General features: G+C 66.3%; 12 protein-coding genes, 3 tRNA genes and 1 pseudogene. 12 read left to right on the top strand and 4 right to left on the bottom strand.

Annotation, left to right across the window (positions count from 1 at the left end):
• Positions 1-57: 57 nt before the first annotated feature.
• The 3 genes and pseudogenes from dnaG to ACPEE0_RS12980 all read left to right on the top strand — a co-directional run bounded on the left by dnaG (position 58) and on the right by ACPEE0_RS12980 (position 2,351).
• Positions 58-1,982, top strand: a pseudogene (dnaG, locus tag ACPEE0_RS12990) (DNA primase).
• A gap of 77 nt (positions 1,983-2,059) precedes the next feature.
• A tRNA-Asn gene (locus ACPEE0_RS12985) sits at positions 2,060-2,132 on the top strand.
• A gap of 146 nt (positions 2,133-2,278) precedes the next feature.
• Positions 2,279-2,351: transfer RNA gene (locus tag ACPEE0_RS12980), tRNA-Asn, on the top strand.
• 52 nt (positions 2,352-2,403) lie between these two features.
• On the opposite strand, the gene ACPEE0_RS12975 is transcribed toward ACPEE0_RS12980, so the two are convergent.
• The 3 genes from ACPEE0_RS12975 to ACPEE0_RS12965 form a co-directional block, all read right to left on the bottom strand.
• Positions 2,404-2,811: a hypothetical protein gene (locus tag ACPEE0_RS12975; protein WP_133350014.1), complete on the bottom strand. Its 408-nt coding sequence runs from the start codon at positions 2,809-2,811 to the stop codon at positions 2,404-2,406.
• Between the two features lie 70 nt (positions 2,812-2,881).
• Positions 2,882-3,073, bottom strand: coding sequence for a hypothetical protein (locus ACPEE0_RS12970; protein ID WP_009357894.1), 192 nt, complete (start codon positions 3,071-3,073; stop codon positions 2,882-2,884).
• Positions 3,074-3,128: 55 nt separating this feature from the next.
• Positions 3,129-4,352, bottom strand: a complete 1,224-nt coding sequence (locus ACPEE0_RS12965; protein WP_133350012.1) for a multidrug effflux MFS transporter — start codon at positions 4,350-4,352, stop codon at positions 3,129-3,131.
• Positions 4,353-4,527: 175 nt separating this feature from the next.
• Here ACPEE0_RS12965 and ACPEE0_RS12960 point away from each other — a divergent pair, with 175 nt between their 5' ends.
• From ACPEE0_RS12960 to ACPEE0_RS12935, 6 genes are all read left to right on the top strand, one after another.
• Complete coding sequence (locus tag ACPEE0_RS12960) at positions 4,528-5,382, top strand: phage holin family protein (protein ID WP_424574595.1); 855 nt, start codon at positions 4,528-4,530, stop codon at positions 5,380-5,382.
• Positions 5,383-5,462: 80 nt separating this feature from the next.
• The gene (locus tag ACPEE0_RS12955) at positions 5,463-6,086 is read left to right on the top strand and encodes a CDP-alcohol phosphatidyltransferase family protein (RefSeq protein ID WP_407709323.1); all 624 of its coding nucleotides are present in this window, start codon (positions 5,463-5,465) and stop codon (positions 6,084-6,086) included.
• Entirely contained in the window at positions 6,086-6,994 is a 909-nt protein-coding gene (locus ACPEE0_RS12950) for a DMT family transporter (RefSeq protein ID WP_009357891.1), read from the top strand. The genes ACPEE0_RS12955 and ACPEE0_RS12950 overlap by 1 nt, the downstream gene beginning before the upstream one ends.
• A gap of 105 nt (positions 6,995-7,099) precedes the next feature.
• Positions 7,100-8,296, top strand: a complete 1,197-nt coding sequence (locus ACPEE0_RS12945; RefSeq protein WP_407709324.1) for a glycosyltransferase — start codon at positions 7,100-7,102, stop codon at positions 8,294-8,296.
• Positions 8,297-8,369: 73 nt separating this feature from the next.
• A tRNA-Ile gene (locus ACPEE0_RS12940) sits at positions 8,370-8,443 on the top strand.
• Between the two features lie 138 nt (positions 8,444-8,581).
• Entirely contained in the window at positions 8,582-9,772 is a 1,191-nt protein-coding gene (locus ACPEE0_RS12935) for an acyl-CoA dehydrogenase family protein (protein ID WP_407709325.1), read from the top strand.
• Positions 9,773-9,818: 46 nt separating this feature from the next.
• Here ACPEE0_RS12935 and ACPEE0_RS12930 read toward each other — a convergent pair whose 3' ends face one another.
• Positions 9,819-10,397, bottom strand: coding sequence for a M23 family metallopeptidase (locus ACPEE0_RS12930; protein ID WP_009357888.1), 579 nt, complete (start codon positions 10,395-10,397; stop codon positions 9,819-9,821).
• Positions 10,398-10,846: 449 nt separating this feature from the next.
• On the opposite strand from ACPEE0_RS12930, the gene rpsB reads away from it, so the two are divergent.
• The 3 genes from rpsB (at position 10,847) to pyrH (ending at position 13,535) form a co-directional block, all read left to right on the top strand.
• Positions 10,847-11,698 (top strand): 30S ribosomal protein S2, encoded by an 852-nt coding sequence (gene rpsB / locus ACPEE0_RS12925; protein WP_009357887.1) that lies wholly within the window; start codon positions 10,847-10,849, stop codon positions 11,696-11,698.
• Between the two features lie 127 nt (positions 11,699-11,825).
• Positions 11,826-12,662 (top strand): translation elongation factor Ts, encoded by an 837-nt coding sequence (gene tsf, locus ACPEE0_RS12920; RefSeq protein WP_133349998.1) that lies wholly within the window; start codon positions 11,826-11,828, stop codon positions 12,660-12,662.
• A 135-nt stretch (positions 12,663-12,797) separates the two neighbouring features.
• Positions 12,798-13,535: a UMP kinase gene (pyrH, locus tag ACPEE0_RS12915; RefSeq protein WP_009357885.1), complete on the top strand. Its 738-nt coding sequence runs from the start codon at positions 12,798-12,800 to the stop codon at positions 13,533-13,535.
• Positions 13,536-13,581: the final 46 nt, after the last annotated feature.

Below are 13,581 nucleotides of genomic sequence, written 5' to 3'. Positions count from 1 at the left end.
GGTGACGTTCGTCTCGGCCTGCCGGCCGCCGTCGTACCCCGACACTAGGATTACCCTGTGGCCGGCCTGATCAAACGCGAAGATATTGACGAAGTACGCCAGCGCACGGACATCAAGGAAGTTGTTGACGGCTACGTCACGCTCAAGGGCGCCGGGCTGGGGACCTTCAAGGGCCTGTGCCCGTTCCATGACGAGCGCTCGCCGTCCTTCACCGTCCGGCCCAGGTGGGCCGCTACCACTGCTTCGGCTGCGGCGAGGACGGCGACGTCATCGCCTTCGTCCAGAAGCAGGACCACAGCTCGTTCCAGGAGGCCGTCGAGAAACTCGCGGCCCGCATCGGCTACGAGCTGCGGTACGAGGACGGCGGCACCGGCCCCAACCGGGAGGAAGTGGGCCGCCGGCAGCGGCTGCTGGACGCCCACAAGATCGCGGACGAATTCTTCCGCGCCCAGTTGCTGACTCCGGGGGCGGCTGAGGCCCGGACCTTCCTGCACGGCCGCGGCTTTGACCGCGCGGCGGCGGAGCACTTCGGCTGCGGCTACGCCCCGCAAGGCTGGGACGCGCTCCTCAAACACCTGCGCGGGCGCGGCTTCACCGACGCCGAGCTGAAGCTGACGGGCATGTTTTCCGAAGGGAACCGGGGGATTCACGACCGTTTCCGTGGCCGCCTGATCTGGCCCATCCGGGACATCGCCGGCGACACCATCGGCTTCGGTGCCCGCAGGCTCTACGAGGACGACCAGGGGCCCAAGTACCTCAACACCCCGGAAACGGCGCTGTACAAGAAGTCCCAGGTCCTCTACGGCATCGACCTCGGCAAACGCAGCATAGCCAAGGACCGGCAGCTGGTGGTGGTGGAGGGTTACACCGATGTCATGGCATGCCACCTGGCAGGAATCACGACGGCGGTGGCCACCTGCGGCACCGCCTTCGGCACCGAACACATCAAGATTGCCCGCCGGCTGCTGTCCGATGACGGCTCCGGGGGAGAGGTGATCTTCTGCTTCGACGGTGACGCCGCCGGCCAGAAGGCCGCACTGCGGGCCTTCGAGGAAGACCAGCGCTTCACCGCCCAGACCTACGTGGCCGTGGAGCCCAGCGGCGCCGACCCCTGCGACCTGCGCCAAAGCAAGGGTGATGAAGCGGTGCACGCGCTGGTGCAGTCCCGCCGGCCGCTGTTCGAATTCGCCATCCGCGCCACGCTGAAGCAGTTCAACCTGGACACCGTGGAAGGCCGCGTGCAGGGCCTGAAAGCCTCCGTGCCCGTGGTGGCGGCTATCCGGGACACTTCCACCCGGACCGGCTACTGCCAGGCGCTCACCGGCTGGCTGGGCATGCCGGACCCGAACGAGGTGCTGCGGCTCGTGAATGCAGCGGTCAAGCGTGGCGATGCCGGACGCCCGCCCGCACCCGGCCCGCAGCCCCAGGGCCAGCAGGCCGTGCCGGCTCCAGCCGGGGGACCAGGCGTGGCTGCCGGGCCGCCGTCGGGCGCCGTGCCGTCCTACCACCGGCCGGACCCCCGGGACCCCGTGGCCTCCATGGAGCGCCAGGCGCTCGAGGTGGCGCTCCAGATGCCGTCCCTGCTGGAAGGAGGCGTGTGGGACCGGTTCGCGGCTGCCAGGTTCGCCACCCCTGCGTTCCAGGCCGTCCACGACGCCATGCGGGCCACCGGGCCGGGCCTGGTGGTTGATCCCGTGCGGTGGGTGGAGCACGTGATGCATGAGGTGCCGGAACCGCTGCGGCCGCTGGTATCCGAGCTGGCTGTGGTGCCATTGCCCGCGAGCACGGAGGAAGCGGTGCAGAAGTACTGCCGGGACATCCTGTCCCGCCTGTTCGAGCTGCAGATCACCCGGGTCAAGGCGGACAAGATGGGCCAGCTGCAGCGGCTGGATCCGGCGTCGGATCCGGAAACCTACCAGCGGCTCAACCGGGAACTGCTGATGCTGGAAATGGAACGCCGGGCCCTGCGCGCCGAGGCGTAGCCCGCCCGCCTGGCAGAGGTCCGGTTCCCCGATTTCGTTTCCCGGCGGAGTGTTTGCTAGGCTAATACCCGCTTCATTCCTCCTTAGCTCAATTGGCAGAGCATTCGACTGTTAATCGAAGGGTTGCTGGTTCAAGTCCAGCAGGAGGAGCTTCCAATCCCCGTTCCGGTCTTCCGGAGCGGGGATTTTTGTTGCCCCGGCGGGTTGCCGTGCGTCCGGGAGCAGCCCGTTCTGCCGCGGAAATCCGCCGATTTCACTTTCGCCGGGCACCTTTGCTAATGTCATACCTGCTTCATTCCTCCTTAGCTCAATTGGCAGAGCATTCGACTGTTAATCGAAGGGTTGCTGGTTCAAGTCCAGCAGGAGGAGCTCACCAAAAAGTCCCCGTCCTTCCAGCTGGAAGGACGGGGACTTTTTTATGTCAGACGAAATCCATTTCCACCTGCAGGAACCTCTCGGCCTCGGCGATGGCGGCCTCGAAGGCTTCCTTTTCCGTGGGGGACCGGCGCGGCTGCCGCGGGCTCCATTCGTGCGGGGCCGAGTGGATCCGCACAACTCCTGCGTCCGGCGGCGCGTAGAAGATTCCGAACCGCTGCACGGGCCATTCCGGGGAGGTTTCCGGGGCCACCAGCAGGGCCGCCTTGAACGCGGGGTTGAACCATTGGGCGATCGGCCGGCGGCGGTCCTCGGTAAAGAGTCCGGCGGCGTACAGGGCGGCCGACTGCTGTCCCATCTGGGCGCACAGCCGCTCCCACCACAATGGCAGGATCCCGGCGTCGCACCGTTGCCATGTGGCCGGAAGCGGCGGTTGATCCTGCCAGCTGGGCACGGACACATTTTATCGCGGGAGGGGCGCAGCGGGGCAGATGCCGGGCAGGTGGCGCTCCGGTGGCTGCGGGCTAAGGCCGGTCACGGTCCCGGCGCCAGGGCCCCGGGTTGACGCGGTACAGCAGTGCCGCGCCGGCCACCGCGCCGAGCGCGATGCCCATGGCGGGGTTGCCGAGGGCACGCCCCGCGAAATAGCCCACGACGGCGCCCAGCACCACGCCGAGGAAGAGCCCGCGGCCGTTGCGGTGCGGTGTGCGGGTCATGGCTTCCTTCCCGGTACCTGGCCGGACTGGCCGGAGGTGCAGTCCATGGAGTGCTTCAGTGGATTGAGGGTACCGTGCGCGGGCGGACCACCAGCCAGAGGGCCGCGATGGCCAGCAGGATACAGGCGGCCTGCACAGCCCCCATGGGCGTGGCACTGGTGATGCCCAGCCAGCCCACCACCGGCGAAATGAGGCCGGCCATCATGAAGGTGGCTGCACCCAGCAGGGACGCCGCGGTGCCTGCCTGGGAGGCGTGGCCGGCAAGCGCCAGGACCTGGACGCAGGGGAACATGAATCCGGTGCCCATGATGTAGAACCACAGCGGCACCATGACGCCCCACAGGCCAAAGCCCAGCTGGTCGAACAGCACGATCAGCATGGCCATGAGGAACAGCCAGGCCGTGGCTCCGGCCAGGATCCATTGCGGGGGCACCCGGCGGATGAGGCGGGAGCTGGTTTGCACCCCGGCCACGATGCCCAGGGAGTTGATGCCGAACAGCAGGCCGTATTCCTGCGCGGAGAACCCGAACACGTCCTGGAACAGGAAGGGTGAAGCGGAGAGGTACGTGAAGAGCCCGCCGAAATTCAGCCCCGCCACCATGAGCAGGCCCACGAAGATCCGGTCGCTGAAGAGCACGCGGTAACGCTGCCGGACGGTCATGCCGCTCTGGCCGCGCTTTTCCGGGGGGAGGGTCTCGCGGACCAGGAACAGCGCGGCGATGATGACCAGGGTGCCGTAGGAGGCGAGGAAGACGAAGATCCCGGGCCACTCCATCACCAGCAGCAGCTGCGATCCGATGACCGGTGCCAGGATCGGTGCCAGGCCGTTGACCAGGCTCATCCGGGAGAACATCCGCACCATGGCATACCCGGAGAAGAGGTCACGCACCATGGCCATCGCAACCACGCCGCCGCCGGCAGCGCCGACGCCCATCAGCACCCGGAAGATGCCCAGTGTGGTGATGTCCGTGGACAGGGCCGCTCCCAGCGACGCGGCGATGTGCAGGGCCGTGGCCAGGATCAGCGGATACCTCCGGCCGAACTTGTCGCTGAACGGTCCCACCACCAGCTGCCCGAAGGCAAAGCCCACGGTCGTCCCGGCCAGGGTCAGCTGGACCTGCGCCTCGGTAACCCCCAGGCTCGCCTCCAAGGCGGGAAACGCCGGCAGGTAGAGGTCGATCGTGAACGGACCCAGGGCCGTCAGCGCACCGAGAAGGAGGATGTACAGAAGCTTCCGGCGTCGGCTCAGCAAATCGCCCGGATTGGAGGGAGTGGTCACGGATGTCAATCCTAGGCCCGGCGGGCAGTGATTTTCAGCGTTGTAGGCCGCGCCGCCCGGCAAGCCCCGAAAGTTCGCCCTGAACCTGAATGATAGTTTTGTGCCGGGGACTGTGCCGAGCACTTTCCTGCAGGACACGGAAGCCGGATCGAACAAAACCAGTAAGGCGGAACCGATGAGCGGACGTCACAGCGGGGGCACCAGCCCCGGATTGCGCATCACCGCGCTGCCCAGGACGCTAAAACTCCTCTTCCGGCTGGCCCCGCGCCAGCTGAACGACGAGATCGCCTTCGCCAAGTTCGAGCTCAAGCGCAAAGGCGTCCAGGTGGGCGTCGCTGCCGCCTTCTTCGCCGTTGCACTGGTTTTCCTGTCCTTCCTGGTGGTCGGGCTCATCGTCGCGGCCATCATGGGTTTGGCCACCATCATGCCCGCCTGGCTGGCAGCCTTGCTGGTCTCCGCGGCGTTCCTGCTCATAGCCCTCATCGGCGGCCTCATCGGGCTGCGCAAGTTCAAGAAGGCCATGCCCCTGCTTCCGGAAGAAACCATCCGGGGCATCAGGCACGACGTCGGTGTCGCCAAGGAAGGCTCCGCCTTCAACGCCGCGGTCCTCGACCCGGACAGCCCCGAGGCAAAGGCTGCCAAGGCCGCCAAGGAGCAGGCCGCCGCCAAGGCCAAGGCCGAGAAGGCGGCGAAGGCGGCAGAGCACGACAAGGAATTCCCGCACGCTTCCGAACCGGAGCTGGCGCGCCGCCTCAACCAGCGCCGCCACCACCTCACCGAGGTCCGCGACGAGCTCGGCAGCGAGCTGGACGTCAAGACGCAGGCGCAGTACCTGCTCGCCGCAGCCCAAGGCAAGGTCCGGCAGGGCCAGGTCCTCGCCCTCCGCGCGAAGGACGCCGCCGGTGCACGGCTGGCCGCGCTCTCCGGCTCCACCGGGAGACTGCAAAAACGCTGGAAGCCGCTGGCGGCCCTGGCTGCCGCCGGGACAGTGCTGCTGGTCCTGCTCCGGAAGCTGATCCGGACTTGCTAGCATTCGGCAGCCGGGCGCCGGCGTGCCCGCCGGCCACGAAAAGACCGCGCCAACCAGGCAGCAGGAAGGAAGGGGGACGGGTGAAGTTCATTGGTGCCGGCTCCCGTCCCGGCCGCCCGCAGGTGGACCACGACGTGGTCTTCACCATCCCCAACCTGCTCACCGTGGTGCGGTTCATGGGCGTTCCGCTCTTCATCTGGCTGGTCCTGGCGCAGAAGGAATACGGTGCCGGAGTGGTGGTCCTTGCCGTGATGGCAGGAACCGACTGGATAGACGGCTATGTGGCCCGCCGGTTTGACCAGGCGTCGAAATTGGGTCGCGTCCTGGACCCGATCGCCGACCGCCTCGCCATGATCGCCGTCGCCGTCACCCTGGTGATTGCCGGCGTCGTGCACTGGCTCTACCTGGCCGCGCTGGTGGTTCCGGACGCCGTCCTGCTGGTCCTGACCCTCTCCCTCTTCCACGGCCACCCGGACCTTCCCGTCAGCGTGGTGGGGAAGGTCCGCACGGGGCTGCTGCTGCTGGGGACGCCGATGCTGCTCCTCTCCCGGCTGGAGACCGGGTTCTCTGACGGGCTGTTTATTGCCGCCTGGATCGTGCTGGGCCTGGGCCTGCTGGGCCACTGGATTGCCGCCTACAACTACTTCTGGGCAATGCTCCGCAAGGGCAGGGCGCGCAGCAGCCACGACGACGGGACCGCCTGATGGTCTGGGTGGCCGTCGCCCTCGCGGTTCTCGGCGCCTTCTGCCTCGCCCTCGGTGCCCAGCGCCAGGGCAGCGCCGTCAAGGCGGACACCGGCGGCCTGGCATTGAGTTCCAACGGCTTCCTCCGCCTGCTGCGGAACCCCCGCTGGGTCTTCGGGCTCCTGCTGCTCGGGGCCGGCATGGCGATGAACGCCGTCGCCCTCGTCTCCGCCCCGCTGACCGTCGTGCAGCCCATCGGGGCCATTGCCCTGGTGATCACCACCATCGTCAACGCCCGCGACCAGGACCTCACCATCAACCGCGCCACGGTGGTGGCCATCACCGCCTGCGTCACCGGGTCCGCGCTCTTCGTCCTGCTGGCGGTCACCGTCACCCAGGAAAACCACCATGTCAGCGTGGAGGACGAGCTCACCATCGTGCTGCTGCTGGCGCTGGCCGTGGGACTGTTCGGCACCCTGGCGGTCATGTTCCGGCACCGGATGAACGCTTTCGTGTACATCCTGGGAGCCGGTGTGCTGTTCGGATTCGTGGCGGTGCTGACCCGGATCATCGGCAAGCACCTGCTGGATCCCAACGGGCTGTTCCTGCTGAACGTGCCCTGGTATTCGGTGGTCGCGATTATCGCCGCCGGCGGACTGGGGTCCTGGTTCGTCCAAAGCGCATACTCCACCGGGCCGCCGGACCTGGTGATCGCCGGGCTGACTGTGATCGACCCCATCGTGGGCATTGCCATCGGCATTGTTATCCTCGGCGAACTCCGGCCGGATGTGCACGCCGTTATGGCAATTGCCATGGGAACCGCCGCTTCCCTTGCTATCGTTGGGGTTATCGCCCTTTCCCGCCACCACCCCGAGGTCACCAAGCGCAAGAAGGACGCGCGGAAGACCGCGGGCAGGCCCTCACACTAGACCGTCCACCGATCCAGCAAGTCCACGAAGCCGGGTACAACCACGCCGGGCCAGCCGTGCTGCCAGTCATCGCTGTCCGCACCGTGACCATCAGGAGCTTTCCACGTGACCACGCCAGCCGACCAGCCGCCACTGACCATCCTGATCGCCGCGGACACCTATCCGCCCCATATCAATGGCGCAGCCCAGTTCGGCTACCGCCTGGCCAAGGGCATGACAGGCCGGGGCCACAACGTGCACGTGCTGGCCTGCCGGGACAGCAAGGGCAAGAGCTACACGGAATTCCGTGACGAGGCCACGGTGCACCGCCTGCGCTCCCACGCCGCCCCCACCCATGAATACTTCCGCATCTGCTTTCCCTGGGAAATCAAGAAGGAAATCAGCCTGCTGTTCGACCGCGTGAAGCCGGACGTGGTCCACATCCAGAGCCACTACATGATCGGTGAGCACGTCCTGTACGAGGCTGTGAAGCGCGGTGTGCGGATCGTGGCCACCAACCACTTCATGCCGGAAAACCTCAACCCCTTCCTGCCGTTCCCGCAGTGGTTCAAGGACATCATCGGCCGCATCTCCTGGAAGGACATGGGCAAGGTGATGGGCCAGGCGGATGTGATTACCACCCCCACGCCGCTGGCGGCCAAGGCCATGCACGAGCATGCGTTCCTCCGCAAAGTCCTGCCGCTGTCCAACGGCATCGACTCCGCAGCCTATGAGCTGCAGCCCGGCGAGGTGATCGAACCGCACCCGTACCCCACCGTCATGTTCGCCGGCAGGCTCGCGGAAGAGAAACACGTCGACGTCCTCATCCGGGCCATCGGCAAGACCCCGGCGGAACTGAACGTGCACCTGGAGATCGTGGGCAGCGGCGAGGTCCGGACCGCCCTGGAGGAACTCGTGCAGCGGCTGGGCCTGGGCAGCCGGGTGAAGTTCCTGGGCCTGGTCAGCGACGAGGACCTGCGGAAGGCCTACATCAAGGCAGACCTTTTCTGCATGCCGGGCACTGCCGAGCTGCAGTCGCTGGTGACCCTCGAGGCCATGTCCGCCTCCACCCCGGTTGTTCTGGCGGACGCCATGGCGCTGCCGCACCTGGTGCGCGACGGCGAGAACGGCTACCTCTTCACCCCCAACGACAGCGATGACCTGGCCAAGAAGATCACCCAGATCCTCCAGCTGCCCAAGGACCAGCAGCAGGCCATGGGCAAGGCCAGCCGGGCGATGGTGGAACCCCACAGCATCCAGGGCACCCTGCAGACCTTCGAGGACCTCTACCGTGGCGCCAGCTATGAGGACAAGGTGGTCTAAAACCGCGCCCGGGTTTTGCTAGAGTGTTTTTGCCCTGCCGCCGCAGTTCGTTTTCGCTGCGGCCGGGCAGCACGGGGCTATAGCTCAGCTGGTTAGAGCGCGGGACTCATAATCCTAAGGTCCTCGGTTCAAGTCCGAGTAGCCCTACTCCAGAAACCGCGGCCGACGATCCACGTCGGCCGCGGTTTTCTTTGTTAAGCGCCCAATGTGCGGTATGTTACTGACCAGTAACTTATCCCGCTCCGCTTCGGAGAGTACCGGCCGCTGAACACCTGGAGGGCAACCATGTCCACGCCTGCTGCAGACCCCTTTGACCTTCCCTACGCCGACGGCGACTTCTTCGCCTTTGAGCAGCTGCTCACCGCCAAGGAACAGGACCGGCTGGCCGAAGTCCGGGACTTCCTGGCCCGGGAAGTGCGGCCTATCGCCGTGGACTTCTGGAACCGGGGCGAGTTCCCGATGGACCTCATTCCCAAGCTCGCCGAGATTGACCTGGTCAGCCCGGTCCGGCGGCAGGGCTGCTCCAACCTGTTCGCCGGCCTGCTCCACGCCGAAGTAACCCGCGCCGACGCCTCCATCGCCACCTTCATGGGCGTCCACGACGGGCTCTTTACCGGGTCCATCGAAACCCTCGCCTCGCAGGAACAGAAGGACGCGTGGCTTCCCGATATCTACGCCATGAAGAAGATCGGAGCCTTCGGGCTCACCGAGCCGCTGGGCGGCAGCGACGTGGCAGGCGGTACGCGGACCACCGCGCGGCAGGACGGCGGCAGCTGGATCCTCAACGGTGCCAAGCGCTGGATCGGCAACGCCACCTTCTCCGACTGGGTGGTTCTCTACGCCCGCGACGTGGATGACAACCAGGTCAAGGGCTTCCTGGTGGACACCTCGCTCCCCGGGTTCAGCGCCGAAAAAATTGAGAACAAGATCTCCCTCCGCACCGTCCAAAACGCCGACATCACCCTGGACAACGTGGTGGTGCCCGACTTCTTCAAGCTGGAGCACGCCAACAGTTTCCGCGACGTCAACAAGGTCCTCAAGGTCACCCGCCTCGGGGTTGCCTGGCAGGCGGTGGGCCAGCAGCTGGCAGCCTTCGACGTCGCCCGGCGCTACGCGGTGGAGCGGCACCAGTTCGGCCGGCCGCTGGCATCCTTCCAGCTGGTACAGAGCCAGCTGGTCACGATCCTGGGCAACGCCGTCAGCTCCATGGGAATGATGGTCCGGCTCTCCCAGCTGGAAGACGCAGGCATGGCCAGGGACGAGCAGTCCGCGCTGGCCAAGGCCTTCACCACAGAGCGGATGCGTGACAGCGTGGCCATCGGCCGCAGCATCCTGGGAGGCAACGGGATCGTGACGGACTACGGAATGGCGAAGATCTTTGCCGACGCCGAGGCCATCTACTCCTACGAGGGAACCGCAGAAATCAACACGCTGGTCACCGGCCGGGCCGTCACCGGCATTTCCGCCATCGTCTGACCCGGCTGCTTTCCATGGCCGGTCGCCTTTGCGTGACCCGGAGGCGCTAGGGTGGGGCGCCCAGGGGCAGGAGGATGGAAGGCCTCATATCCGTGACAAACTGCAGGGGATTGACGTAGGCGTCGCCGCGGCGCACGCCCCAATGGATGCAGGCTGCAGTTCCGCAATGGCCGGGAAGCGCCGTGCCGACAACCTGGCCGGCACCCACTGCGGCCCCGGCAGCCAAGGTGCTCGCCACGGGTTCGAAGCTGCTGCGAAGCCCGTTCCCGTGGTCGATGGTGATCACCGGGCGGTCAACCACGACGCCCACGAAGCTGACCGTACCGGCCGCCGGGGAGGTGACCGCCGCGCCGTCGTGCGCTGCCCCGAGGTCCACGCCCCTGTGTCCGCTCAACCATGGCTTCGGGGGAGGATCGAAAGCCCGCAGCACACGCGGCCGGGGAGCCAGCGGCCACTGCCAGGAGGGTGCGGCGACATCGGGGCCAATGCCCCCGGCCGTCGTCGTCTCCGCAATCGTCCCCAGCGCAGTCGAGGGGGAACCGGGGCTGAACGGCGGGGGCTGTGCTGCGGACCCCACCGAAGCGGGGAGCATCAGCAGTGCGGCCAGGAGGAGCTGGGGTTTCATCTGGCCAGCATGCGCCCGGAAAAGCGGGGCGGGCAGGCGTGGCGGGACCTATGTGGATAAGCCGTTCCTGCGGGCCGCCCCTGTCCGGCGGAAGCGGGTCCCTGTAGTACACTTGGTGGAGCAGTTTGCTGCGCCCTCAACGCTTCCCGTACCAGTGGATCACCCCTGCGGTGCATTTGCCTGTCCGGATTGCGTCGGCACGCCCCATTCAGGAGTGTGGGGGAGCGGCAGCTGACTACGCGCATCCAGCCCTCCACAAGGTGAAAGCCCCGGCCCAGCCTTTGGCGGATCATGCCTCCTGCGGTCCGTGCCCTCCGGCGCGGATGGGAAGCGTGATGGATGCCAGGAGCACGGCCCGAACCGGGCCACGCTAAATCAACCGTCAACTATTGGCAGGGTAAGAAGCCTGAGGGCTCTCTCATGAATGACCTGCCGGAAGGAGCGTCGGCATGCCCGTCGTAACCATGCGCCAGCTGCTTGACAGCGGCGTCCACTTTGGACACCAGACCCGCCGTTGGAACCCGAAGATGAAGCGCTTCATCTTCACCGAGCGCAACGGCATCTACATCATCGACCTGCAGCAGTCGCTGTCCTACATCGACCGCGCCTACGAGTTCGTCAAGGCCACTGTTGCCCACGGCGGTACCGTGCTCTTCGTCGGCACCAAGAAGCAGGCCCAGGAAGCAATTGCCGAGCAGGCAACCCGCGTTGGCCAGCCCTACGTCAACCAGCGCTGGCTCGGCGGTATGCTGACCAACTTCCAGACCGTCGCCAAGCGCATCCAGCGCATGAAGGAACTCGAAGAGATCGACTTCGACGACGTCGCCGGTTCCGCGTACACCAAGAAGGAGCTGCTGCTCCTCAAGCGCGAGCTCACCAAGCTCGAGTCCAACCTCGGCGGTATCCGCAACCTGACCAAGGCACCGTCCCTGCTCTGGGTCGTGGACACCAAGAAGGAACACCTCGCCGTTGACGAGGCCAAGAAGCTGAACATCCCGGTTGTGGCCATCCTGGACACCAACTGCGATCCGGACGAAGTCGACTTCCCGATCCCGGGCAACGACGACGCCATCCGCTCCGTGAACCTCCTGACCCGCGTTGTTGCCGACGCTGTTGCCGAGGGCCTCATCGCCCGCAACAACCGCGGCTCGGGTGCTGCCGAAGCTCCGGAAGAGCCGCTGGCCGAGTGGGAGCGCGAGCTCCTCGAAGGCAGCAAGGCCGAAGAGGCTGCTGCCCCTGCCGCGGCCGAAGAAGCTGAAGCTCCGGCTGCTGCCGAGGCTCCCGCCGACGACGCCAAGTAAGACAACTAAATCCGGATTCTCCGCGCTGCCTGCAGCCGGAGCTGCTGACAGGATGGCCGCCCATGAAAATGGGCAGCCGTCCTGTCGGTCCGTACACCACAACAAATTTCTAGACAGAGGGGTTCACATGGCGAACTACACTGCCGCGGACATCAAGGCCCTGCGCGAGCGCACCGGCGCCGGCATGATGGACGTCAAGAAGGCTCTTGACGAAGCCAACGGCGACGCCGAGAAGGCCATCGAAATCATCCGCATCAAGGGCCTCAAGGGCGCCACCAAGCGTGAAGGCCGCTCCACCGCCGAAGGCCTCGTTGCTGCCAAGGTCAGCAACGGCGTCGGCGTCATGATCGAGGTCAACTGCGAGACCGACTTCGTTGCCAAGGCTGACAAGTTCATCCAGCTGGCTGACAAGGTCCTGGCCGTTGCCGTCGAGTCCGGCGCTGCCGACCTGGAGACCCTGCTCGCCACCGAGGTCGACGGCAAGCCGCTGTCCGAGGTCGTCGTCGAAGAAGGCGCCGTCCTGGGCGAGAAGGTTGTTGTCCGCCGCATCTCCCGCGTTGAGGGTGCCACGGTCGACGCTTACCTGCACAAGACCTCCAAGGACCTGCCCGCCCAGGTTGGCGTGCTGTTCGCAGTCGACGGTGAAGGCGAAGCCGCTGCCACCGCCGCCCACGACGTTGCCGTGCACATCGCCGCGATGGCCCCGAACTACCTGACCCGCGAGGACGTTCCGTCCGAGCTGGTGGAGTCCGAGCGCCGCATCGCCGAAGAAACCGCCAAGGCCGAAGGCAAGCCGGAAGCCGCCCTCACCAAGATCGTGGAAGGCCGCGTGACCGGCTTCTACAAGGGCGAGGTCCTGGTTGACCAGGCATTCGCGAAGGACGCCAAGAAGTCCGTGGCACAGGTCCTCGAAGAGGCCGGTGTCAAGGGAACCGCGTTCACGCGTTTCCGCGTCGGCTCCTAGTCGAAACTGCAAGGGGGTGGCCACTTCGGTGGCCGCCCCTTTTGCATGCACGCAATCTGTGCGAAACGCCGCCGGTACCGGCCTTCGGTGCCGGCAGGATAACCTTTTTTTCAGAGTCATCAACGGGAAGGCATCATGGAAGCCGTCAACACTGTAATCCAGCCAGAGAAAAGCAGGCGCCGGGTCCTCCTGAAGCTTTCCGGCGAGGTCTTCGGCGGCGGGAAACTGGGCGTCGACCCGGAAACCGTCCGCGACGTCGCCAAACAGATCGCGGCGGCCGTCCCCGAGGTTGAAGTGGCCATCGTGGTTGGCGGCGGCAACTTCTTCCGCGGGGCAGAGCTGTCCCAGAGCGGCATGGACCGCTCCCGCGCCGACTACATGGGCATGCTGGGAACCGTCATGAACTGCCTGGCGCTCCAGGATTTCCTCGAGCAGGCCGGCGTGGAGACGCGTGTCCAGAGCGCCATCACCATGGGCCAGGTAGCCGAGGCCTACATTCCCCGCCGCGCCATCCGGCACATGGAAAAGGGCCGCGTGGTGATCTTCGGCGCCGGAGCCGGCCTGCCCTACTTCTCCACCGATACCGTGGCCGCGCAGCGCGCGCTCGAAGTGCACGCCGACGTCGTCCTGATGGCCAAGAGCGGAGTGGACGCCGTCTACACGGCCGACCCCAAGAAGGACCCTTCTGCCGAGCGGCTCGAAACCCTCAGCTACGACGACGCGCTCCGCCGCGACATCCGCGTCATGGACCAGACGGCCATGACCATGTGCAAGGACAACAACCTCTCCATGGTGGTCTTCGGCATGGAAGGTGAAGGCAACGTCACCCGTGCCATCCTCGGCGAAAAGCTGGGCACGCTGGTCACTGCCTAGCTGCGGCTAGGATGTTTTCAGGACAGTTCCGCCCCCTGCCTTTCCG

This window comes from Arthrobacter sp. SD76 (genome assembly GCF_049726125.1).
Lineage (GTDB): Bacteria > Actinomycetota > Actinomycetes > Actinomycetales > Micrococcaceae > Arthrobacter > Arthrobacter nitrophenolicus.
This window is presented reverse-complemented; position numbering and strand designations above follow the sequence as displayed.

What these genes read in the sequence shown, in the direction of transcription:
- ACPEE0_RS12970 (WP_009357894.1), bottom strand. Translation starts at nt 3,073, where the DNA reads ATGACCCGCACACCGCACCGCAACGGCCGCGGGCTCTTCCTCGGCGTG.
- ACPEE0_RS12960 (WP_424574595.1), top strand. Translation starts at nt 4,528, where the DNA reads ATGAGCGGACGTCACAGCGGGGGCACCAGCCCCGGATTGCGCATCACC.
- ACPEE0_RS12950 (WP_009357891.1), top strand. Translation starts at nt 6,086, where the DNA reads ATGGTCTGGGTGGCCGTCGCCCTCGCGGTTCTCGGCGCCTTCTGCCTC.
- ACPEE0_RS12935 (WP_407709325.1), top strand. Translation starts at nt 8,582, where the DNA reads ATGTCCACGCCTGCTGCAGACCCCTTTGACCTTCCCTACGCCGACGGC.
- ACPEE0_RS12930 (WP_009357888.1), bottom strand. Translation starts at nt 10,397, where the DNA reads ATGAAACCCCAGCTCCTCCTGGCCGCACTGCTGATGCTCCCCGCTTCG.
- rpsB (WP_009357887.1), top strand. Translation starts at nt 10,847, where the DNA reads ATGCCCGTCGTAACCATGCGCCAGCTGCTTGACAGCGGCGTCCACTTT.
- tsf (WP_133349998.1), top strand. Translation starts at nt 11,826, where the DNA reads ATGGCGAACTACACTGCCGCGGACATCAAGGCCCTGCGCGAGCGCACC.
- pyrH (WP_009357885.1), top strand. Translation starts at nt 12,798, where the DNA reads ATGGAAGCCGTCAACACTGTAATCCAGCCAGAGAAAAGCAGGCGCCGG.